This is a genomic window from Candidatus Accumulibacter phosphatis, assembly GCF_012939955.1.
GTDB classification, from domain to species: Bacteria; Pseudomonadota; Gammaproteobacteria; order Burkholderiales; family Rhodocyclaceae; genus Accumulibacter; species Accumulibacter delftensis.
The window spans coordinates 1-22,237 of the sequence record NZ_SPMY01000028.1 but is presented as its reverse complement, the minus strand read 5'-3'; the positions used below and the strand labels follow the sequence as shown (position 1 = coordinate 22,237).

General features: G+C 60.9%; 15 protein-coding genes, 1 tRNA gene and 2 pseudogenes. 13 read left to right on the top strand and 5 right to left on the bottom strand.

The annotated features are described in order from the left end of the window. Positions 1-4: 4 nt before the first annotated feature. The 3 genes from E4Q23_RS10830 to E4Q23_RS10820 are packed head-to-tail and all read right to left on the bottom strand — an operon-like array spanning position 5 to position 7,433. Positions 5-829 (bottom strand): DUF3800 domain-containing protein, encoded by an 825-nt coding sequence (locus tag E4Q23_RS10830; RefSeq protein ID WP_169066650.1) that lies wholly within the window; start codon positions 827-829, stop codon positions 5-7. After that, entirely contained in the window at positions 826-4,278 is a 3,453-nt protein-coding gene (locus tag E4Q23_RS10825) for a type ISP restriction/modification enzyme (RefSeq protein WP_169066649.1), read from the bottom strand. Before E4Q23_RS10825 ends, E4Q23_RS10830 begins: the two co-directional genes overlap by 4 nt. Positions 4,279-4,289: 11 nt before the next feature. Then, on the bottom strand, positions 4,290-7,433 hold the full coding sequence (locus E4Q23_RS10820; protein ID WP_169066648.1) for a helicase-related protein: 3,144 nt from the start codon (positions 7,431-7,433) through the stop codon (positions 4,290-4,292). A gap of 310 nt (positions 7,434-7,743) precedes the next feature. On the opposite strand from E4Q23_RS10820, the gene E4Q23_RS10815 reads away from it, so the two are divergent. The 6 genes from E4Q23_RS10815 to E4Q23_RS10790 are packed head-to-tail and all read left to right on the top strand — an operon-like array spanning position 7,744 to position 9,637. Beyond that, positions 7,744-8,052, top strand: a complete 309-nt coding sequence (locus E4Q23_RS10815; protein WP_211203721.1) for a hypothetical protein — start codon at positions 7,744-7,746, stop codon at positions 8,050-8,052. After that, a complete protein-coding gene (locus E4Q23_RS10810; protein WP_169066646.1) occupies positions 8,049-8,483 on the top strand; it encodes a DUF5681 domain-containing protein in 435 nt (144 codons plus the stop codon). Before E4Q23_RS10815 ends, E4Q23_RS10810 begins: the two co-directional genes overlap by 4 nt. Further along, the gene (locus E4Q23_RS10805) at positions 8,480-8,683 is read left to right on the top strand and encodes a hypothetical protein (RefSeq protein WP_169066645.1); all 204 of its coding nucleotides are present in this window, start codon (positions 8,480-8,482) and stop codon (positions 8,681-8,683) included. The genes E4Q23_RS10810 and E4Q23_RS10805 overlap by 4 nt, the downstream gene beginning before the upstream one ends. Then, complete coding sequence (locus tag E4Q23_RS10800; protein ID WP_169066644.1) at positions 8,683-8,949, top strand: hypothetical protein; 267 nt, start codon at positions 8,683-8,685, stop codon at positions 8,947-8,949. Before E4Q23_RS10805 ends, E4Q23_RS10800 begins: the two co-directional genes overlap by 1 nt. Next, positions 8,946-9,161: a hypothetical protein gene (locus tag E4Q23_RS10795; protein ID WP_169066643.1), complete on the top strand. Its 216-nt coding sequence runs from the start codon at positions 8,946-8,948 to the stop codon at positions 9,159-9,161. Before E4Q23_RS10800 ends, E4Q23_RS10795 begins: the two co-directional genes overlap by 4 nt. Next, the gene (locus tag E4Q23_RS10790; RefSeq protein WP_169066642.1) at positions 9,158-9,637 is read left to right on the top strand and encodes a terminase small subunit; all 480 of its coding nucleotides are present in this window, start codon (positions 9,158-9,160) and stop codon (positions 9,635-9,637) included. The genes E4Q23_RS10795 and E4Q23_RS10790 overlap by 4 nt, the downstream gene beginning before the upstream one ends. A gap of 476 nt (positions 9,638-10,113) precedes the next feature. On the opposite strand, the gene E4Q23_RS10785 is transcribed toward E4Q23_RS10790, so the two are convergent. Continuing rightward, positions 10,114-10,189 (bottom strand) — tRNA-Asn (locus tag E4Q23_RS10785). A 282-nt stretch (positions 10,190-10,471) separates the two neighbouring features. On the opposite strand from E4Q23_RS10785, the gene E4Q23_RS10780 reads away from it, so the two are divergent. After that, positions 10,472-12,400: an AsmA-like C-terminal region-containing protein gene (locus E4Q23_RS10780; protein WP_169066641.1), complete on the top strand. Its 1,929-nt coding sequence runs from the start codon at positions 10,472-10,474 to the stop codon at positions 12,398-12,400. Between the two features lie 372 nt (positions 12,401-12,772). Here the strand turns inward: E4Q23_RS10780 and E4Q23_RS10775 are convergent, their stop codons facing one another. After that, complete coding sequence (locus tag E4Q23_RS10775; protein WP_169066640.1) at positions 12,773-13,975, bottom strand: aromatic amino acid transaminase; 1,203 nt, start codon at positions 13,973-13,975, stop codon at positions 12,773-12,775. Between the two features lie 185 nt (positions 13,976-14,160). Here E4Q23_RS10775 and uvrB point away from each other — a divergent pair. The 6 genes and pseudogenes from uvrB (at position 14,161) to E4Q23_RS10745 (ending at position 21,957) form a co-directional block, all read left to right on the top strand. Next, positions 14,161-16,240, top strand: a pseudogene (gene uvrB / locus E4Q23_RS10770) (excinuclease ABC subunit UvrB). Between the two features lie 149 nt (positions 16,241-16,389). Beyond that, positions 16,390-17,544 (top strand): hypothetical protein, encoded by a 1,155-nt coding sequence (locus E4Q23_RS10765; protein WP_169066639.1) that lies wholly within the window; start codon positions 16,390-16,392, stop codon positions 17,542-17,544. Further along, positions 17,541-18,218 carry a rhodanese-like domain-containing protein gene (locus E4Q23_RS10760; RefSeq protein ID WP_169066638.1) on the top strand — a complete coding sequence of 226 codons (678 nt, stop codon included), beginning with the start codon at positions 17,541-17,543 and terminating at the stop codon, positions 18,216-18,218. Before E4Q23_RS10765 ends, E4Q23_RS10760 begins: the two co-directional genes overlap by 4 nt. A 75-nt stretch (positions 18,219-18,293) precedes the next feature. Continuing rightward, a complete protein-coding gene (locus E4Q23_RS10755) occupies positions 18,294-19,451 on the top strand; it encodes an iron-containing alcohol dehydrogenase (protein ID WP_169066637.1) in 1,158 nt (385 codons plus the stop codon). Continuing rightward, a pseudogene (locus tag E4Q23_RS10750) lies at positions 19,452-20,499 on the top strand (NADP-dependent oxidoreductase). Positions 20,500-20,910: 411 nt separating this feature from the next. Next, a complete protein-coding gene (locus E4Q23_RS10745) occupies positions 20,911-21,957 on the top strand; it encodes a toll/interleukin-1 receptor domain-containing protein (RefSeq protein WP_169066636.1) in 1,047 nt (348 codons plus the stop codon). Positions 21,958-22,237: the final 280 nt, after the last annotated feature.

Sequence of the window (22,237 nt, the reverse complement as noted above, 5' to 3'; positions counted from 1 at the left end):
CCCTTTATTGCGACGCCCTCTGGTCCACAATCAGGGGGCGTTTCTTGTTGTAGACGACGCCCTTGCGACCACCTTCGATGCGGTCCATGTCCTCGATCTCGACGACCTTGCCCCAGATCAGCTCGATGTAGCGGGAATCGTTCCTCTCATAGTGGCGCTGCAAGGCCCATAGACAGTAGTCGACCGCCTGCAGGCCAGCCATCTCGGGTGGCGTGCTGGCGACGATGGCCACCTCGGCTGAGCGGCGAATGCCGTACTGCCCTTCGAACCGCGCTTCGGCCTTCTCGATGGCGGAGCGGAAGGCATGGGTGCGCGACTTGTTGCCGCGTGTGGCAAAGCAGATCTCCAGCTGGTCGGCCAGCGGGTGGTAGCGGCGAAACAGTTCCTCCACCAGCGTATCGTACAACTCGTCGCCGCGGTATCGGTACCCGGCCTCGCGTTCGTTGCGCTGGCGCACGTAGTCGAGCAGCGCGGTCTTGTGCCGCACCACGCCGTAGAAGCGCAGGTCGAAGCCCATCAGGACCCTGAATACCTCGCGCCGAACTTCGGCCACATCGTCCTTGGCATGGAAGGCGCGCGCGGTCTTGGCGCGCTCCGGCTGCATCGACGGCACGCGCTTGAAATACGGGTCGGCCAGCAGATCGGCGCGCAATTGTTCGAGCGCCCCGTGCAAGGAAGCCGGGTCCTCGACATCCAGCTTGCCGAGGATGAAGGTCTTCGAGCAGCCCTCCTGCCCGACCAGGATGCGGCCCTTGGCGTCGAAGAGCGTCGGGTCGCCCGCTTCGTCGACGAAGAAGTGCAGCGTGCTGGGCGGGTCCGGCGGGTTCATGCCGTGGCGGTGGTCTGGAAGGCTGCGGGCCAACCGCCATGCGCGTCGATCACGCGGTCGATCTCGGCCATCAGGCGGATGGTTTCCGACAGCGCGATGACTATCTTCTGGTAGTGGGTGCGGTCGTCCTCGCTCAGCGTGTGGCCCTTGCGGTCCTTGAACCACTTCGCGCAGACCTGGTAGCCGCCGATGTGAAAGTTCCACACGTCCTCGCGCACGCCTCGGAAGCCGATGCGCTGCGCCTTATCTACCCAAACGGTTTCGCGCGACCATGAGACCTTTTCGACTACGGGATTACCGCCGCCGATGAACTCGGTGATGGGCTGGGCGAGCTTGGGCGATTCCAGCAGATGCAGAGCGACAAGGTCGCCACCGAGCCCGGCCAGCGCGCGGAACAGATCTAGGTTTCCGGTCAGAGGTAGGCGAGGGAAGTCGATCTTCAGAAACTCTGCGTAGCGGCTTCGGTAGCCGGGACTGTGAAACAACGCGTATGCGTAGTGGAAGATATCTTCTGGCGTCAGGCCGACGGGCAGACCGTCTCTTCCAACTTTCAGGCGCAATCGGCCTGCAATTTCTGCAAGGTGCTGCGGCGACAAATTTGCGCGACGTGCGTCTGCTCCGCCCGCTAGGATGTCCTCGTCATAGATATAAAGCGGTAAAGTAGGCGAGCCGTTCCGTCGAAAATAGTTCAATTGGAGGATAGAGTCGACACACGACACCGCATCCCAATCGTCTCCGCTGATTTCCTGTCCGGCCTCACCGATGACCAGACCGAGGTTCTTATGATTGAAAAAGTGGTCTGACAGGCGCCGGCGAAGATGCACTGCTACAGATTTGTCGTACACCGTGTAGCGGGCATCGAAAGGGGAAACAGAGATGCGCAAGACCTTTTTTCGCCACGCCGGAGACGCCAATGTTCTCTTTGCTGTCGCGTAATCCCATTGCTGCGGATTGCAAAGCGTTCCAAAGACTCCTTTGGCCTCCTCACGGCTGGTCGTCCTCAAGAAATGGCGCATCTTTTCCTCAACCTCACTAGCAGTGAAGCTGAGCGCAAAACCATCGTGCATCGTCAATAGGCCGCTTTGAGGCTTACCGTTGGGGCCAAGGACGCCTGGCATCAGCTCCAGCATCTTGATTGCGCTATCGAACTCGGACCGAATGTCTTCGGCCACCTCCTCGCGTGGTGAGAAAAGCCAATCGGGTGGACCGGGATTTAGCCATTGCCATTCCGTTGTTCTCAACGACGTGCCTGCGAGAACGTCGTACTTCCCTATAGTGTCTTTAGTCGTTCGTGAGCCCCAGAGTTCATGAAATCCGACGCGCGAGGGTGCAACGCATCCCTTCGCGAAAATTCCAATGGCCACACCCTGCTCGATGTCGAACACATTTTCATCATGCCCAACTGGTGAAACTTCGCGGACAACCCGATTGCCATGAAGGTCCAGAATTCGCGTAAGCGGAAATTGGCTTCTCCAAAGGCGCCGCATTCCCTTGAAGGTTCTGTTAGTGAGATAGCGATGATTGGTAATCATCGCCAAGACTCCCGCTTGTGTTGAAGCCAAGAGGTGTTGGCTTATCCGCAGAAATTTAACGTAGTCGTCCTGAAGCCATTTCCCTTGGCCAGGACCTTGAAGGCTCGGTTCATCACGGGTGAAGTCTTTGACGAGGTCGACGATCCAGTGAATTTCGTTGTTTCTCGAATGCCCAGCATACGGCGGGTTGCCAATGACGACGGTGAAGCGCCTGTGCCGTTTGATTTCATTAACGGCGGCGGCTTCGTGGGCGAGGGCGTCAAAGCCAACGAGCGGGAGTTGTTTCAGCGACGGTTCAAGCGCGTTGGTCAGGTAGATGCGAGCGCGCTCGTCGGTGCCAAAGCGGTACCCCGTCTCCGAGAGCTTGAGTCCGATCTTCATGTGGGCGATGGCGTAGGGCGCCATCATCAATTCGTACGCGTGCAGCCGCGGTAGCAGGTGCTTCGGCACGTAGTCGTTCCATGCCGCACGCTGCTGGTCGTCGGTGAGTCGCTGTTCCTTCCATTTCGCCGCGAGGGTGCGGTGGATGACCTCGATGACTTCGACGAGAAAGGTGGCGGTGCCAGTGGCGGGATCGAGGATCTGGACGAAGGGTTCGTCCGGCGAGATGGTGCGCTTTTCGCCCGGCGCGTCGGTGAGCGGCGGGAGTTTCAGCCCGGGGTGCTTCTTCAGCATCTGACCCCAGGTCGTGGTGTCAGCCAGACCGTCCACCAAACCGAATTCGGCCTGCAGCAGTTCGTGCACGCTGCGCACAATGTACGACACCACGGGTTGCGGCGTGTAGAACACCCCGCGCTGCACCTTGAGCTTCTTATCGTAGGCCTTGAGGAACTCCTCGTAGAAGTGGATCACCGGGTCTTCGCCGCGCGTGCGGTTGCCGAAGTCGCGCAGCACGGCCTCCATGTGCGTCTTCGGATCGTTCAGCAGGTCGACGACCTCCTGGATGCCGAGTTCGTCGAAGTCCAGCTTGCCGCGCCGCCCGCCGGCCTTGAGGAAGCTCGACAGCATTTCGCGCAGGAAGGGGTTGGTCACCGGCACCATGTCGACGACGTTGTCCTGGTGCACCGCTGTTCCTGCGCCGGGCACGGTGCGCGAGACAGCGGCCGAGAACAGGCCGTAGGTGATGGTTTGCGCGTACATGTCGGCGAACCGGGCCTCATCTAGGTCGTGGATCAGCGCGGCCTGAAAGCCCTTCAGCAGCTTGCGCAGCTCGCCGCTCTCGCTTTCGCGCGGCAGCACCTGCAGCATGCGATTGCGGATGCGCTTCGCCAGTTCGGCGAGGCGTAGCGCCAGGTCTTGGGCCGTGTCGATCACTTCGCGGTGCCGCAGCTCGAAGGCCTCACTCCAGCGCTGACGCCAGTCCTTCAAGTCCGCCGTGTCCGTGGGCCAGGTGAGCTTCGCCTTGAGTGTGTCGGCTACGTAGTCCAGCTTCAGGCTGGTGTCGTCGTCGTCCCAGCCCAGCACACGCAGCGTGGCCTTGCTGGGGTCGAAGTCGTTGGTCGGTTCGCTGAAGTGAGCGAAGGTGAGTTGCCGCTCGCTCTCCTGCCCGTAAGCGGAGATGAAGAGCAGGTCGCGCTGCTGCCATGCCGCCTGTTTCGCCCGGTTGGCGCTGGCACGCTTCTTCAATACCAGGGCGTTGAGGATGCGGCGCAAAATGACGATGGGCAGGCTCTTCTTCTCGAAGTTGACGAAAAAGATGCCCCAGGGCTGTCCGGTCTCCAATGGGCGCAGTTGCTTGATCTCTTTGATACCGACGCGCTCCTCGTCCTTCAGGCCGAGGTCGTCGGACCAGTCGAAGGTGAGGTCGTCTTCGTCGTGCCCCTGGTCGATGGGCCAATCGAGTTCGTCGCGCAAGAAATCGATGAGTTGTGCAAACGTCTTGACGGCTCGCAGCCGCCGGCGTTGTTCTTCGGTCATGACACTCCCTGTCAGTTGACTTCCATCCAGGCGCGCAACACGGGGACCACGCCCAGTGGCGCCTGCACCTTTTTGAGGTAGGTATTCTTGATGTGCTTCTCCAGGGTCTCGCGCGCCTGCTTGAGCGTGGCCGGTGCGATCTCGCAGCGGCGCGGTGTGTCTGGCGTCGAGCGAATAACGTCGGCAATCGGCGGTACCTCTTCACGGATCGAGCTGTCGCCCAAGTCCATCAGGTACCACTGCACGTAGCCGGCTTCCAGGGTCCACGCCGCTTGGTCGTCGGGCGAGGCTTCGCTGACGGGTCGAGCCGGCAGCGCGTAGCAGAAAAACACAGCACGCGAGCCTTGCTGCGAATGCTGCTTGCCGCTGAAGACCTTGCCGGGCAGTGACCTCAGGCGCGCTTCCAGGTCCGGGTGTTCGCGCAACAGCGCCTGCAGTTCCAGGTGCATCGCCTCCACCGGTGACAGCGTGCCCTCGTAGGCGTCGGTGAATTCCTTCAACGCCTGGTAGTCGTCTTCGGGTGTCAGCAGCTTGCGGCCCTCGATGCCGAAGGTCTTGGAGATACGCAGTGTCTTCTTCGATACCGTGCGGAAGAGGCGCAACAGTTCGTCCAGCTCCTCAGGTGGCAGGAAGTTCCAGTATGCCGTTTCGCCACGCAGCTTCGTCTGGTCGGGGTGGTCGGCGACGATGCGCGCTTCGATGGCCGGGTCCATGCGCCGGTCCACGCGGCCGATGCGCTGCATCAGTCGCACGGGGTTCCAGTGCAGGTCGTAATTGATGATACGCGTGGCGTCCTGCAGGTTCAGCCCCTCCGACAACACGTCGGTGGCGATGAGCACGCGGATTTCCGTCTTGCCTGCGGCGGCGAGTTCGACGCTGGAAGAACCGTTGTAGTACGGCGAAAAGCGCGTGATGACGTCGCCACGGTCGGCCTTGCTGGCGCTGTCGATCTCTTCGACACCTTCGATGCCGGCTTCGATGAGCTGCTGCCTGAGGTAGCGCGCCGTGGTCATGAACTCGCTGAAGATCAGCAACTTGTGTTTGCTCAGTACCGCATCCTTCTTCAACAGACCGAGCAAGGCCTGGAGCTTCTTGTCCTGGGACGGCTTGAACTTGTCCAGTTCCTTGAGGAAGGACGCGATCTGGTCGAGGTCCAGCAATGTCTCGTCGATGATCTCGTCGACCTTGAATTTGTCGCGCGGCAGCTTCTCCACGGCCTCCAGCATCTCCGCCGGGATGACGTCTTCGTCCGCATCGCGATCGTCGGGCTCACCAAACAATTCGAGTTGGTGCGTCTGCGCGTAGTTGATCAAGGTGGCGTGCTGGTTCTTCCAGCGTTCGAGCAGGCGCTTTTCATGGGCGCTTTCGGCATGGACTTCGACCCAGGCCAGCAACTTGATCAGCAGGCTCCAGCATGACGCACGAAATGAGTGAACGGAGCTTTCGAAGCGCTTGAGGAACTGCGTGCGGATCAACGAGACCACTTGCTTCTGCCGCCCGAGGGTCAGCGCGTCGATATCAGTCTCGGGGCCAGTGTAGTACGCATAGGGGAAATAAATCGCCAACGAGAACAACGGCTTCTGCTTGTTGAACGCGTCTTCCACCATCTGCAGCAGCTTGCCGTAGGTCTGCTTGACCGAATACGGCTGGACCTTGGGTTCGCGCGGCCTGGGGAAGAGGATGTCGCCGTCGCCCGCAGCTTCCAGGCTGCACCGCACGTACGCGCGACTGCGCTGGACCACCAGTGCATGGAAGAGCGCATCGGCGCCGAGCACGAAGTCCGCCTCGAAGAGGTCGGTCTGCACTCCCTCGCCGTTGTCGGCGGCGCGATTCAGATACCCCTCCAGATCCTTTTCCATTTTGCGGAAGTGCCCGGGCAGGGAATGGATGCCCAGCGGCGCGTCCCGGAAGTAATCGGCCTGCCCGCGCGAAAACAGCTCGATCATGTGCTGCAGGTCGGTGAGACGGTTGTTCACCGGGGTCGCCGTGAGCAGGAACATGGTCTTGCCATCGGCCAGTTGGTACAGCTTCCAGTACCTCGATTGCGGGTCGTCGGTGTCGCCCTTGATCCCGGTATTGCGGAAGTGATGTGCCTCGTCGACGATGATCACGTCGGCACGCGCACGGACGCTTTCCAGGTCCTCCGCAACTTGCCCGCCACGCAGCAAATCGGTGTGGTTGAAGATTTCGAGCTGGCTGTACTTGCCGAAAAGGTGGGGCAAGCGCTGTCGGAGTGCACACTCCCAGACGGCTTTGCGCCCGGACTTGGGTACGAGGAGCGCCACCTTCAGGCGGTCATGGACGATCAGGCGCTCGATGAGCATCAGGCCGACATAGGTCTTGCCGAGGCCCACGCCGTCACAAAGGAAGGCACCGCGGTAGCGGTCTGCTCGCTTCAGCAGCGCGTGATAGCCCTCTCTTTGGTAAGGCGCGAGGATCTTGTAAACCACAGAATGGTTTCGCTCCCATTCCGTCGCCGTTAGTTCATGGCCCTTGAAGAACTCGTGCAGCGATTTGGTGTAGACGTCAAAGGGCGTGTAATCGTGGATATGCCGCTCGATTGCCTTCAACAGATCGGGCGTCACGTCCTCTGCGCTATCCCAGTGGGCTTCGAACCACTCCTGCAAGACTCCAACAGAAGTTCCCGTGATTTGCACGTTCAACTCCACGTTCTGGGTTAGTCCTGGGAATGTGAAGTTGGACGAGCCGACCAAGGCCGTGGAGCCAACCACATCCAGGCGGGCATGGGTGATGTAGGCTTTGGCGTGGAACTTGTCTTTGCGATAGACGCGGCAGCGGATCTTTCCGGATCGAAGTGCATCCGCCACGGCAGCCACACCGTCGAGGAAATCGTTCTTTCGCTTCTCAACCTCGATGCTGTCGTCCAGACGTCTCGATACTTGGGCTAGCCCCTCGTCAAAGGCCCTCTTGGTTCTTCGGCTGACCTCGTCGCCCATCAGAATACGGATCCCGTCGACCTTTTGCCACTCGCCATCCAACGCGAGCAGTGCGCCGATCTCGAAATAGGCCGTGGCGATGTCGATCGATTTGGAAAGCTGGCACCAGTCGTGAAGGTAGCGGGCGGCTTTCCAGTCATCGTCGCTGTTGTCGACAATGAACAGCTCACTCCCGGTCAGGCTCGTCTTCTTGGGCAAAATCTACCTCAATACGGCTAACTATTGCTCACTGCGCTCAGGGCAGACACATGCGGACGGTTTCCCTGCGCGGGTCGCAACCGTCGCGAAGTAATGCGGGGAAGTTGCAATCGTAAGGCATTTTTCGGGACAGGACTCTGTGAGAGTGAACGAACGGGCAACCGTATGTGGATTGATTGACAAACGGCTTCACTCGGTCGTGATAGGGAAGACTGGTGATCGTCAACGGTGACGCGCTCTTCGCGGTAGCCGTGCCGAACCGGCGTCGATCTGATATTATTGTGACAGTCACGCAACAAAAGAGGAAGCGATGTCTGACAACTTTGTGACAGTCACGAAACGTGGCAGACCACCCAAGGGTGAACGGCCGATGAGTGACAGCGAGCGCAAACGCGCTCAGCGGACGCGCGACAGGCGGGCCGCCATCGACGCCATTGGCGATGAGCAGAATGCTTCCCTACGGGCGCTGCTGGCGATCCTGACACGTCTTGAAAAGTCGGAACCAGCGCGCCTTTCTGCACAACGAGCTTGGGCCGAGATTGGCCGGCGATATGGTTTCGTGAGTGTCACAAAAGACAAGCAGCGCACTGAAAAAACACCGTCGGGGTACAACGAATGAGCGACAAGACGAAAACTGAAAATCTACGCCCTGGCTGGAAACCCGGTCAATCGGGGAATCCCAAGGGCAGACCAGCAGGCAGCAGGAACCGCATGACGCTAGTTGCATTGGCAGCCATGGAGGAAGGCGCCGACGCCATCGCAAAGAAGATCGTCGAAATGGCCAAGCAGGGAGACATGAGCGCGGCCAGACTGGTACTCGAACGGCTGGTGCCACCCGCAAAGGAGCGCCCGATCTTCCTGAGCCTACCGGATACAGGTTCTGCTGATGGCGTCGCTCAAGCTCAGGCGGCCATCTTGCAGGCGGTGGCGGCCGGCGACATCCTGCCCGGCGAGGCAGCGACCTTGGTCGGTATCGTCGAGGCGCGCCGCAAGGCGCTTGAGACTCAAGAGTTTGAAGCACGTCTCACCGCACTTGAAGCAGCCAAATGAACGCATTGCAGAAACGGGTCAGGAGGCTGGAACGTTCGATTTGTACTTACGAAGATCTCGACTTCGTCATTCACATGATCGAGCCGGGCACCATGCGGGTAGCGTCTCGCGTTCGGCTGATTTCTGGCGGTGGTGTCGTGGAAATCGACGCGGACGGCAAGGCGGTGGAAGCACACATCGCTGAACGGGAAGCGGCATAATGAGCGCCAGTCTGGCACGTCGCATAACCAAGTTGGAAGCGGCGGCACATCCCGAGGCAAACGGCGTCACGCTCATCTTCAGGCGAATCGTGCGGGCAGACTCCGGCGAGGTTGTCCGAGCGATCATCGGCGACAAAGTTGTGGACCGGCAAGCCGACGAATCCGAAGACGACTTCATGGCAAGATCAAGGGTCGAGGCCTTGGCCGGCACTCACCGACGACCAAGCCGCGTGATTCTTCTGTCCGAACAGGACATCAAGCTATGAGCCTGTTGCAACGTCGTTTGACGAAGTTGGAGCAATATCGGCAAAGCAATGACGTTGGCTGGGAACTCGACCGGGCGTTTGAAAGGGCAGGAACGACTCGTGCGGCGGTGATGGCCGAGTTTGGTAGTTTGTGGGCCTACCGCGATTGGCTGGTGGCGCAAGACCGAGCGAGCGACGGTAGTGTTGCGACCGTGAGAAGGGAGATGCAATGACGCCAAGGCAAAGTCGTTTCGTTGACGAGTATCTCTGTGACTTGGTCGCGACCAAAGCAGCGATTCGCGCAGGGTACAGTCCCCGGCGAGCGTCAGAGATCGGCTATCAGCTACTGCAGAAAACTACAGTTCAGAAAGCAATCACCGAACGGATGAACGCCCGCGCGCAACGTACAGGCATCACACAAGACAAGGTGCTGGCCGACCTCGAAGCCGTCAAACAGAGCACCATGAGCATGACGGCAGACAAAGGCGGCAACGTCTTGATGGCCAGTCATGCGGCGGCGCTGCGGGCTCTGGAACTGCAAGGGCGGCATCTTGGGATGTGGAAGGATCGGCCGGTCGGCCCGGGCGAAGTCAGCATCGCCGACGCCATTCTACAGCGCGTTGCAGGCAAGGCTGTGCAAGGACTGTCCGTGGTTGTGTCGCTGGTCAGTGCCAACGCTGCACGAATCGCTGAGCCGGCGACGGAATAGGCAGCGGCCGAAGCGTGTAGCCCGTCTTGGGAGTTTGTAAGTCGCGGGCATCTCGTTGCTACAGGATAAGATGGCCCTCCTATCTTCGCAAAACCGAAGATACGGCCCCTGCGAGGCGAGAAGTCTCGCGCAACGCGACAACGTACGAGCAGGATACGACAAGGAGCAGGAGGGACTTTATGGAGAAGCCGCAAGCAAAGAACCAGCTTGGCTCGAAGACGGCGACGGACGAGGAAATCAAGAGCCTAGTGGCGCAGACCCTTTTATCGAGAGCGATACAACGGCACCAGAAGAATTCGGACTCGAACAGCAAACCCTCTCCGACACCGACAGGCAAGAAGCCGAGCGAGTAGCGCACTCACTGGCTTCTCGTGCGGGACTGATTCGGATTGCTCGAATCCGCTTACCACACGCTTACCAGAAGGCCAGAAAGCAAAAAGCCAACCCCGGAGGATTGGCTAAGTGCTTGAATTTTCTGGCTCCCCGACCTGGGCTCGAACCAGGGACCTACGGATTAACAGTCCGACGCTCTACCAACTGAGCTATCGAGGAACACGAGAGGGCGCATTCTAGCCATTGGAATGCGGCTCGTCAACTCTCGCGAGCGGCAAAGTGGTGATTGGCCGTGAAGCTGCCGAATGCAGCTCGGATCTCGCCTTGGCGGCCTAGCTGCTGTATTTCGCGTGACCGCCGGTCGGCCGCCGCCCGCTACGGCCAGCGTGGGCGACGAAGCCTCGATTGCGGCACGGGAAGCAGCATAGAAGCATGTCCGGCTTTCCGCGCACCGCAACTAAGTGCACAATGCCGATTGTGCGAAAAACCCGAAAAACCCCGTTGCTCCTTGCCGAGCACGACGCCAGTGCGAAAATGGACCCCGACCAGATCGACTACGAGCTGATTTACGCCAAGACAACCTCCGGCGAAGAGGCCATGTTGCAGCGGACGAGGGTCGTCCAGAGAAATCTTCGCATGGTGCTGATTCTGGTCGACGGCAATGCGACCGTCGCCGAGCTGTGCGACAAGACCGGCAACCAACAACTCACCCTGAGCGCGCTCCTTGAGCTCGAGAACGATGGCTTCATCGAGCGGCGGGTCGAGGAGGACTCGGTATGGACGCGTGGCCGCCGGCTGGCACAACAGATCAAGGCCAGGACTGCCCAGCCCTTGTCCGAATTTTCGACCTTCGGCAAGAGAACGGAACGGTCCCCCCGTCGTCACTCTTTACCGGATGCGGAAGTAACCCGGCTGATTCCTGCGCCGGAAGAAAGCCCCAAGCGGTTTTCACTCGCGGCAACCTCATCGCCACCGCTCGCACCCAGCTTACCGCCGAGAAATTCCGTACCCGGTCCCGAGTCGCGCACTGTCTTCTTCAACAAGGAAGAGGAAGTCTCGGCGGCGCCAACAGCGCCGCCGGAGAACATTGTTGAGCAGGCGCCGTCGTCTTTTGTCGCGCGCGTAAAGGCGCTGCTGGGCGGCGGGACGGACGATGCCAGGGAGGGTGAAGGACCCGATCTGAAGTCGCTCCAGGGCCGTCGCTTAGCCATGACCTGGCCGATGGCAACAATGCTCGGCAGCGCTTTGTTGAGCGCTTTGCTGGTCTTGACGGCCTTCTTTTTTCCCTATTCGCGATATCTCCCGACGGTGGAAAGCGCGCTCGCGGAGACTACCGGCCAGAAAATTAGTATCGAAGAAATGCGGGTCACGATCTATCCACGGCCTGGCTTGCTGCTCGCCAACGTGCGCGTCGGAAACGCCGCTGGCGAGGAGCTGATTCAAATCGCCGAACTGCGCCTCCGGCCAGATCTCGGCACGCTATTTTCACCAAGAATCGCTTTCACGGAAATGGAATTGCGCAACCTCGACCTGTCGGCGAAAGCACTGACCGGCCTGTCGCGAATGTTCGCGGCCACTGCTCGCGAGTCTGCCAAATTTGGCGCGCAGCGCGTAACCATCAGCGATGCCAACATCAGCTTCGCCGGGCTGGGCTTTGACGACTTGAGCGGTGAGCTGGCCTTGTCTGCGGATGGGCTGCTGGAGTCAGTGTCGCTGAAGTCTGCTGACCGCAGCCTGCAGATCGAGGCCAAGCCAGCCGCCGCCCAGTTGACGCTCACCGCGGAGGGGCGTGCCTGGCGGCCCTCGCCGAATTCGCCGTATCGCTTCGACTCCTTCAGCTTCACGGGAGATGTTGACGGTCCACGGTTCGTCATCAAGGACATGGATTTACGCATATTCTCCGGCCGCATCAGCGGTACAGTCATTCTGCACGGGGACGGGCCGCCTGCAATTACTGGCGAAATCGCCTTCGAACGGATCAGCGCCAAGCGTTTTGGCGCGGCTTTGGGAGTCGGCGAACAGTTCGACGGTGACCTTGCCGGCGATCTGCGCTTCTCGGCAAATTCCGAAACCTGGTCCACCATCGCGCGCTCTATTTACGCCCAGGGGAGCTTCACGGTAAACAGGGGAAGCCTGGGAGGTATCGACCTTCCCGAGGCGGTGCGCCGCTTTTCCGACAACCCGGCGACGCTTGGTGGCGCCACCCGCTTCGAACAACTCACCGGTGCGATCAGCCTGACCCCCGAGCGCTATCGATTCTCGCGTCTGCTCCTGCACGCAGGAACGATGCAGTCTACCGGTCAGATCGAGGTGAACAACGATCTGCAATTGCGCGGCCGCATGGCCGTGCAGATGCGGGGACGTGCCGATCCAACCATTCCGATCTTGATCAGCGGTTCGCTGAAGACGCCGCTGCTGGAAAGCAACTAGCGTGGTGTTGTCTTCTTGATGAGACTTTCGGCAAGCATCTCCCACCCTCGGTCATTGCGAGGAGGCGAAGCCGACGCGGCAATCCAGAGGTTTGGCTTTTCGCGTTGTCAGGATGTCAATGCGGCGGGAAAAATAGTGAGAGGATGGAACTGGATTGCCGCGTTGGCTGCGCCTCCTCGCAATGACGGGCGGGCTGGTGTGCTGCCGCATTCCCCATTCTGCGAGCAGCGCGAAAACCCACGCGCCAGCCGGAATCTATAGCTTCCCTACGGCGTGCAACGAGGCGCTGGAGAACACGCAGGAGTGATGCGCGTGCGCCGCTTAAAAAAAAACGCCGGCATCGCCGGCGTTGCACGTGCCGCAGAGCAAGCGTCAGAGAACCGCGGCGATGGCGTCGGCGACGTAGTCGATATTGCGGGTGTTCAGCGCTGCCAGACAGATGCGACCGGTGCCTACCGCGTAGATACCGAACTCGTCGCGCATGCGGTCAACCTGCGCGACATCGAGCCCGGTGTAGGAGAACATGCCGCGCTGGCGGGTGACGAAGGAGAAGTCGGTGCTCACGCCCCTGCCCTGTAGCTTGTCGACCAGGCTGACGCGCATGGCCAGGATGCGCTGGCGCATCTCGGCCAGTTCGGCCTCCCACATCTGGCGCAGTTCGGCGCTGGCCAGCACCGCCGCGACAATGGCGCCGCCGTGGGTCGGCGGATTCGAGTAGTTGGCGCGAACCACCCGCTTGACCTGCGACAGGACGCGCGCCGTTTCATCGCGGCTGGCGGTGACCACCGACAAGGCGCCGACCCGTTCGCCGTAGAGCGAGAAGGACTTGGAAAACGAGCTGGCAACAAGGAATTGCAGTCCCGATGCGGCAAACAATTGCAGCACCTGCGCGTCTTCCCGGATGCCGTCGGCGAAGCCCTGGTAGGCCATGTCGAGGAAGGCGACCAGGCCGCGAGCGCTCAGCGTGTCGATCACTTCGCGCCACTGCGCCTGATTGAGGTCGGCGCCGGTCGGGTTATGGCAGCAGGCGTGCAGGACGACAATCGAACCCGCCGGCAGGCTGTTCAGGCCGCTCTTCATGGCGGCGAAATCGACGCCACGGCTCACCTCGTCATAGTAGGGATACGCGTCGACCTCGAAACCGGCGTACTCGAAAATCGCGCGGTGGTTCTCCCAGCTCGGATCGCTGATGTAAACCCTGGCCGCGGGCAGCAGTCGGCGCAGGTAATCGGCACCAACCTTCAGGGCGCCGGTGCCGCCGAGCGCTTCGATGGTCGCTACCTTGCCCGCTTCGAGCAGGGCCGAATCGGCGCCGAAGAGCAGTTTCTGGACAATCTGGTTATAAGCCGCAAGACCGTCGATCGGCTGGTAGCCGCGCGGGGGCATGGCTTCCAGGCGTGCTTTCTCGGCCGCTTTGACAGCCGCCAGCAGCGGGATTTTGCCGTTGTCGTCGAAATACACACCAACGCCAAGGTTGACCTTGGTCGACCGGGTGTCGGCGTTGAATGATTCGGTGAGGCCGAGAATCGGGTCGCGGGGAGCCATTTCAACGGCGGCGAAAAGCGAGGCGGTCATGGATGTTTCCTAAGTTGGCCGGTTGCTGAGCTGCGCCTCTCTTGGTCGAGCCCGCGCAGCAGGCGTCAAGAGACGTCAGACTTCAGGGAGAAACGAAACGTCGTAAAAAGAAACTTGTTTCCGGACAACTCGGCCAAGCGGCGCGCGCAACGCTGGCCAGTCCCGAAACAACGTAAAATTCTAGCATGTCAGCTGCCCTTCATTCGCCCGAAAAGAAGCACCCCGTGGTCAGCTTCGCGGGCAGTCCCTTCCTCCTCCATCAGCCCTTCCTGCCAGCCGGCGACCAGCCCGCTGCGATCGAGCAATTGCTCGCCGGACTGGCAGACGGACTCTCGTTCCAGACCCTGCTCGGCGTCACCGGCTCGGGCAAGACCTACACCATGGCCAACGTCATTGCCCGCAGCGGCCGCCCGGCGCTGGTTCTGGCGCCGAACAAGACGCTCGCCGCGCAGCTTTACGCCGAGTTTCGCGAGTTTTTTCCCGACAACGCCGTCGAGTACTTTGTTTCCTACTACGACTACTACCAGCCGGAGGCCTACGTTCCGGCGCGCGACCTGTTCATCGAGAAGGATTCGTCGATCAACGAGCACATCGAGCAGATGCGTCTGTCGGCAACCAAGAGCCTGCTCGAACGTCGCGACTGCGTGATCGTCGCCACTGTGTCGTGCATCTACGGCATCGGCGACCGTGACGAATATCACAAGATGATCCTCACCATGCGTGTCGGCGACCGCATCGATCAACGCGAAGTGATCAAGCGCCTGGTCGAGATGCAGTACGAGCGCAACGAGACCGACTTCCACCGTGGCATTTTTCGTGTTCGCGGCGACGTCATCGACGTTTTTCCCGCCGAGCACGCCGAGCAGGCGATCCGCATTTCGCTCTTCGACGACGAAATCGACGGTCTGCAGCTCTTCGACCCGCTGACCGGCCATCTGCAGGGAAAGCTGAAGCGTTTCACGGTCTTCCCCTCATCGCACTATGTGACACCGCGGGCCACGGTGTTGCGTGCCATCGAGGCGATCAAGCGCGAACTCACCGAGCGCACTGCCTCCTTCCATGCCGAAGGTCGCTTGGTCGAGGCGCAGCGCATCGAGCAGCGCACCCGTTTCGATCTCGAAATGCTCGACCAGCTCGGCTTCTGCAAGGGCATCGAGAACTACTCGCGGCACCTCTCGGGGCGCCAGCCCGGCGAGCCGCCGCCGACGCTGATCGACTACCTGGCAGCCGACGCGCTGATGTTCATCGACGAATCGCACGTCGCCATCCCCCCAGGTCGGCGGCATGTTCAAGGGCGACCGCTCGCGCAAGGAGAACCTGGTCAACTACGGTTTTCGCCTGCCCTCGGCGCTCGACAACCGGCCGCTCAAGTTCGAGGAGTACGAAGCCCTGCTACGGCAGACGATCTTCGTTTCGGCGACCCCGGCCGACTACGAACAGACACATCAGGGTCAGGTCGTCGAACAGGTCGTGCGCCCGACCGGCCTGATCGACCCGGTGCTCATCGTTCGCCCGGCGTCGAGCCAGATCGACGACCTGCTCTCCGAGATCCGCCTGCGCGTCGGGCGCGGCGAGCGGGTGCTGGTGACCACGCTGACCAAGCGCATGTCGGAGGATCTCACCGAGTACCTGAGCGAACACGAGGTGCGCGTCCGCTATCTGCATTCGGACATCGACACCGTCGAACGCGTCGAGATCATTCGCGACCTGCGCCTCGGCAAGTTCGACGTCCTGGTCGGCATCAACCTGCTGCGCGAAGGTCTCGATATCCCGGAAGTTTCGCTGGTGGCCATTCTCGACGCCGACAAGGAGGGCTTCCTGCGCTCCGAACGCTCACTGATCCAGACCATCGGCCGCGCCGCCCGGCACATCAACGGCACCGCCATTCTCTACGCCGACCGGGTTACCGGCTCGATGAGCCGCGCCATCGCCGAAACCGAACGGCGGCGGCTCAAGCAGATCGCCTTCAACGAAGAGCACGGCATCGTCCCGAAAGGCATCAGCAAGCGCATCACCGACATCATCGACGGCGTCTACGACCTCGACGACGCACGCCGCGAACTCAAGGCGGCGCAACAACAGGCCAACTACGAAGCCATGAGCGAGAAGCAACTGGCGCGCGAACTCAAGCGAATCGAGAAAGAGATGCTCGAATACGCCAGGAACCTCGAATTCGAGAAAGCCGCCGCTGCCCGCGACGAACTATTCCGGCTTCGTCAACAGGTCTTCGGCATCAGCGGCGAGCAGGCGAATATTGAAGGGTAACAATCACACAAGACTGCTGAGGAGAAGCCCGGCGATGGCAAGGGCGTCGCGATGTTCGAGAAGACCTGCCGGCAAGTGATCGACCTCCCGAGCCCCTCACGATATTGCATACAACTTACTATTCGCTGTCAGCTACTGGAGGCATGTTGATGAACATCTACCGCATACGCTCTATTTTTCTCGCGACAGCGCTGGTTTTTGCCGCAGTGTCCACGCAAGCCGGCGCCGAAAGCAGCGCTGCTTTCGGCGTTGCCAGTCCGGTGGACCCGCAAGGCGCGAAGCGAGAATCCGTCGGCAAGGGATGGCAGGAGGTCACGATCATGGATAACCAGGGATTCAATCAACCGATGGAGGTTGGTACCGTGCGCATCCCGGAAGACTGGGTAACGCGTGGCGGCGTTACGTGGGACCGCAACAGCCAGTGTGTAGGCAACATGATGCGCATGAGTTGGCAGGCATCCTCGCGCGATGGTCTGCAGGGATTCGAAATCCGGCCAGGATATAACTGGCAGGTGCAGGGCACAGAAATCCAGTTCAACCCCTGTGCACCCATGCCTATCAACTCGGTGCGCGCCTATCTCGGTATGGTGGTCAATCAGCGCCATGCTGGCCGCGCCAGGATTCTCCAGTACCGTGATCGTCCCGACCTTGTGGAGGCGATGCCGAAGAACCCGCCAGGCCCGGGCGATGCCCGGGTGCACTATGAGGCCGGGCAAATGCTGATTGGCTATTCTCAGGATGGGCGAGAATTTCGCGAATCCTTGATCACCACCATCAGTTTCTCGGAAATGCAGGGCAACATCGTCGCCGGTACCACCAATATCTACGCCCAGCACGCGCCTGACGGGCAGTTGGATTTCGCTCTCGGCGAACGTCTGCGCAACTCGATGCGAGCAAAAAAACAATGGGTTGATAGGTGGGGGCAAGCGACTCGTGAGGCTTCCGATCGCATCGCCAGGGAGCAATCCATGGGCATCACCAGATGGCATAACGATCGAATGGCACAAATCAATCTCAAGGGTGCGAATGATCGCTCGCAGATTCGCCAACAGACACTGAGTGAGGTCTCGCAGATCTACTCCAACACCTGGAAAAGCACTCAGGAAACCGATGATCGTATTCAGCGGCGCACCCTGGAAGGTATTGGCGAATACAACACCTACAAGGACCCGGCCAGCAACACGCCGGTGCGTGCCACCATCCATAACGATTACGTTTGGCGTGTTGGTGACGGCCGCTATATTTCCACCGACAACCCAAATTACGCACCGACGAACGGTGTTCAACTGGAGCGCCTGCCATGAAACCGAGCAAGACGTATTCTGCCTGGCGGATGTTGCTGTTCACTGTTACGACGCTGCATGCGGCTGTCTCGTCTGCCCAGAACACTTTCGATAGTCCACCCATACCACCGCGCGAGCAAGCGCCGGCGCCAGTCGCGCCCACTCGTTCAGAAACCGGCCGTGGACCTGGCGACGCCACGGCCTCCTCCGGCAACTTGCCGCGCGCGGGGATCGATGAGACTCAGGACTTCGGAATCCCGCCAACAAAAGAGCTCAAGCCCAGTCATCAGTTGCACGGTCCGACGCCCAGGGAAATCGCCGGCGGGTCGGTCATTGCCACGCAGGCGTTGCGGAAACTGCTGCAAGACAAACAGTCCGGTGTACTGCTACTCGATGTCTATGGTGCTCAGTCCGCGCTGCCGGATGCGATTTCCGTGGTGCCCGCAGCACAAGGCGGCACGTTCAATGACCATACGCAGCGCGAGTTTGGTGAGTATCTGCAGACGATTGCCAATGGCGACAAGTCGCGTCCACTGGTGCTCTACTGCGAAGGCGTGAACTGCTGGATGTCTTACAACGCGGCTTTGCGCGCTATCAACCTGGGCTACCGGAATGTGTTGTGGTACCGCGGCGGCATGGAAGCCTGGACACAAGCTGGCCTGCCGACACGGTCCAATTCAGGCCAGGCTCGGTAGCGGCACACGCCTTTCAACCTGGCCTGATGGCATCGCCGCGGCCACTGGACGAGCGGTCTAATTCAGGAGAAACAATTGCTCAATTTCGACTTTCACAACCCGACAAGAATTGTCTTTGGCAGCGAAAGCATTCCCCGCCTGGCCGACCTCGTTCCCGGCGACGCGCGCGTGCTGATTCTTTATGGGGGGAGCAGCGCCGAGAAGAACGGTACTCTCGACGAGGTCCGGGCAGCGCTCGGCGAGCGGCGGGTGCAGGAGTTCGGCGGCATCGAGCCGAATCCGAGCTATGAAACCCTGATGCGCGCCGTCGCGCAGATCCGGCGTGAAAAACTGGATTTCCTGCTCGCCGTCGGTGGCGGCTCGGTGATCGACGGGACCAAGTTCGTCGCCGCGGCCGTGAACTTTCCTGCCGATCCCTGGGAAATCCTGCTCGGCCACGGCCAGAACGTCGACAGCGCCCTGCCCTTCGGCAGCGTCCTGACCTTGCCGGCGACCGGTTCGGAAATGAACAGCGGCTCGGTGATCACGCGCCGCGAAACGCAGGCCAAGCTGGCGTTCATGAGCCCGCACGTCTTCCCGCAATTCTCGATTCTCGATCCGACAAAAACCTATACCTTGCCGCCGCGGCAAATTGCCAACGGCGTCGTCGACCCTTTTGTGCATATTGTCGAGCAATATCTGACCTACCCGGTTGGCGGCATGGCCCAGGACCGTTTCGCCGAGGGGCTGCTGCAGACGCTGATCGAGATCGGACCACAGGCACTGGCCACGCCAGAAGATGCGGATGTGCGGGCCAACCTGATGTGGGTCGCCACGCTGGCGCTGAACGGGCTGATCGGTGCCGGCGTGCCGCAGGATTGGGCTACGCACATGATCGGCCACGAGTTGACCGTCGCGCACGGCATCGACCACGCGCGTACGCTGGCCATCGTCCTGCCTTCGCTGCTCAATGTGCAGCGCGAGCACAAGCGCGCCAAGTTGCTGCAATACGCGGCCCGCGTCTGGCAGATCACGGAAGGCGACGAGAAGCAGCGCATCGACGAAGCAATCGAGCGTACGGCGCAGTTTTTCGAGTCGCTCGGCGTCAACACCCGTCTCGCCGCTTACGGCCTGGGGCGCGAAGCGATCCCTCCCCTGCTCGCCCAGCTCGAAGCGCACGGCATGACCGCCATCGGCGAGCAGCACAACATCGACCTGGCGGTGAGCCGGAAAATTCTCGAAGGAGCCCTGTGAATGAACACGCCAGTTGGCCAGAACGGCGCCCGCAATCGGCGCATCGTCCTCGAATCGCGCCCCGTCGGCGCGCCGCGCAGCGACAATTTCCGCCTCGACGAAGCGCCAGTCCCACAGCCTGCCGACGGCCAGCTGCTGCTGCGCACGCTCTACCTGTCGCTCGATCCCTACATGCGCGGCCGCATGAGCGACGCACCGTCCTACGCCGCGCCGGTCGGTATCGGTGAAGCCATGCCGGGGGGCACCGTGGCACACGTCGAAGCGTCGCAGCATCCCGACTTTCGCGCGGGCGACCTGGTTCTCGCCTACTCCGGCTGGCAGGACTACGCACTTTCCGATGGCCGCGGGCTGGTCAGGCTCGATCCGGCCATGCCACGACCGTCGCTGGCCCTGGGAGTGCTTGGCATGCCCGGCTTCACCGCCTACATGGGCCTGCTCGACATCGGCCGCCCGCAACCGGGCGAGACCGTCGTCGTTGCTGCGGCGAGTGGTGCCGTCGGCGCAGTGGTCGGTCAGATTGCCAAACTCAAGGGCTGCCGTGTCGTTGGCATCGCTGGCGGCAGCGAGAAATGTCGCTACGTGATCGACGAACTCGGCTTCGACGCCTGTATCGATCACCACGGCGAGAACTTGCCACAAGCGCTTGCCGAAGCCTGCCCGCAAGGCATCGACATCTATTTCGAAAATGTCGGCGGCGCGGTTTTCGATGCCGTGCTGCCACTGCTCAACGTGCGCGCACGCATCCCCCCTGTGCGGCTTGATCGCCCACTATAACGACCAGGCACTGCCTACCGGCCCGAACCGCCTCGGCCAGCTCACCCGCACCCTCCTGGTCAAACGCATCAAGATGCAGGGCTTCATCATTTTTGACGACTACGGCGATCGCTACGGCGAGTTCTTCACCGCCATGAGCGCCTGGCTGAAAGCCGGCCAAATCAAGTTCCGCGAAGACCTCGTCGATGGCCTGGAAAATGCTCCGCAAGCCTTCATCGGCCTCCTCGAAGGGCGCAACTTCGGCAAACTCCTGATCCAAGTCGCGCCCGCCTGAGCAAGCCACGTCAGCACCACCCGCCCGCCCGCCACACAAAAAGCCCCTCGCCCCTTGCGGGAGAGGGGAAAACCCCAAGCACCCGCTCCCTCGCCCAAGCACTTCTTGCTGCCGACATGCGCCGCTCTTTTCACCTCCAGCTCGTCGATCCACCCGCACTGGACCCATGTCACTTGATGGTCGCCGCCTACGCAGGCGAGGGCGGTGCGGCGAACTCAGCCGCAGTCCGTCAGTCGATAAGTGTTATCAGGATCGCTCACGACGAGGCGCGCGTATAAGTGCGCTGAGCAAGGGGTCTGCGGTATCGTAAAAAGCTGAAACGGGAACGGCCAGCGACAACGGCACCGTGGTCGATTAGTGAAAGATCTGATTCAGAGCCGATTCAGATCAACAGGAAACCCGGAGGCTGCGATGGAAACAGTACATGCGATCAAGGTGTTTGACGGTCAAACCGAGCGGGTGATATCACTCGTTCACGGCGACCTCACCGAGCTAGGATTCAAGGATGCGGTCGATCTTCTCGTCGCCTCCGCCTTTCCCGACGATTATGTCCCGACTCCCACATCGCTGATCGGCGCACTACAAAGAAGTGGTGTGTCGGTGGCGGAACTGGCGCGACACAAAGCCGTCGATCTGCGCCACACATCCGGCTTCTGGCTCTCTCACGAACTCGCCGATCACTCTGCATGGCGCGGCGCGCGGCGTCTCGCTGTCTTCGAGCCCCGCGAGCTCGGCAGCCCTCCCGAGGCGGTGGGAGCGCTGTTTCGCGGCCTTTTCCCCTTCCTGTCCGATCGAGAGGATAGACGCGTAGCGATGCCCATTCTCAGTTCGGGCGATCAACGCTGGTCACCGCTGGTGATGATGGGCTCGCTCCTGGATGCATCGATTCAATGGATGCGCCGTGGCCTGCCCATCTCCGAGCTGATGATCTTCGAACACGATCAAGGTCGCATGCCAGCATTGGTGGCATTAATGGAAAAGGTCGGCCAGGGCGGCCATGGCTTACGGACACCCGGCTCATCCCTCAGCACCCCGCCGCCAGTTGCCCAATACTACGATGTGTTTCTGAGCTTCAGCAGCCACAATGCAAACGCCGCCGACGCGTTCAAGCGCGAACTCGCGGCAATCGACCAAGCGGCGACGGTGTTCGATTTTCGCCACTCGATCCAGAAAGGCAAGTCCTACCAGGACGACATCGATCGAGCCATCGAGAGCTGCCGAAAGGTCGTGTCCATCCTCAGCCCGGCATATTTTGCCTCGCCTGAGTGCCAGGAAGAACTGAACATCGCCAGGCTCCGCAACAAACGCGCAGGCTTCGGTCTGCTGATCCCGCTCTACTGGAAGAGCGTAAGCCCCAGCCTCCCCTTGTGGCTGCAGACATTGAATCAATGCGTTTGCGTCGAGGAACGCCTTGATCAACTGTCCCTTGCTGCCCGGGACGTTCACACAACGCTCTAGAATTACCCCGCGCAGCGACGATGCGCGGGGCGGGTAGCTAACGGTCATGGCATGTCGAGACACCCCTGATCATGAAAGTCAGGACCGCCCCCCCCTCTCACTTGCAGTGCGCATTCCGGCTTGCACGCCGGAATCGTTCGACGGGCTGGGCGCATGCGCCCGGAATTCCCCGTCTCACCCCCGGCCCTTCTCCCGCAAGGAGAAGGGAGTTTCGTGAGTCGCATACGCGACTTTCACATTAACGGTCATGACACGTGGAGACACCCCAAATCATGAAAGT

Excerpts from the sequence above, each read along its gene's own strand:
- E4Q23_RS10830 (WP_169066650.1), bottom strand. The coding sequence starts at position 829 with ATGAACCCGCCGGACCCGCCCAGCACGCTGCACTTCTTCGTCGACGAA.
- E4Q23_RS10825 (WP_169066649.1), bottom strand. The coding sequence starts at position 4,278 with ATGACCGAAGAACAACGCCGGCGGCTGCGAGCCGTCAAGACGTTTGCA.
- E4Q23_RS10815 (WP_211203721.1), top strand. The coding sequence starts at position 7,744 with ATGTCTGACAACTTTGTGACAGTCACGAAACGTGGCAGACCACCCAAG.
- E4Q23_RS10810 (WP_169066646.1), top strand. The coding sequence starts at position 8,049 with ATGAGCGACAAGACGAAAACTGAAAATCTACGCCCTGGCTGGAAACCC.
- E4Q23_RS10805 (WP_169066645.1), top strand. The coding sequence starts at position 8,480 with ATGAACGCATTGCAGAAACGGGTCAGGAGGCTGGAACGTTCGATTTGT.
- E4Q23_RS10800 (WP_169066644.1), top strand. The coding sequence starts at position 8,683 with ATGAGCGCCAGTCTGGCACGTCGCATAACCAAGTTGGAAGCGGCGGCA.
- E4Q23_RS10795 (WP_169066643.1), top strand. The coding sequence starts at position 8,946 with ATGAGCCTGTTGCAACGTCGTTTGACGAAGTTGGAGCAATATCGGCAA.
- E4Q23_RS10790 (WP_169066642.1), top strand. The coding sequence starts at position 9,158 with ATGACGCCAAGGCAAAGTCGTTTCGTTGACGAGTATCTCTGTGACTTG.
- E4Q23_RS10775 (WP_169066640.1), bottom strand. The coding sequence starts at position 13,975 with ATGACCGCCTCGCTTTTCGCCGCCGTTGAAATGGCTCCCCGCGACCCG.
- E4Q23_RS10765 (WP_169066639.1), top strand. The coding sequence starts at position 16,390 with ATGAACATCTACCGCATACGCTCTATTTTTCTCGCGACAGCGCTGGTT.
- E4Q23_RS10760 (WP_169066638.1), top strand. The coding sequence starts at position 17,541 with ATGAAACCGAGCAAGACGTATTCTGCCTGGCGGATGTTGCTGTTCACT.
- E4Q23_RS10745 (WP_169066636.1), top strand. The coding sequence starts at position 20,911 with ATGGAAACAGTACATGCGATCAAGGTGTTTGACGGTCAAACCGAGCGG.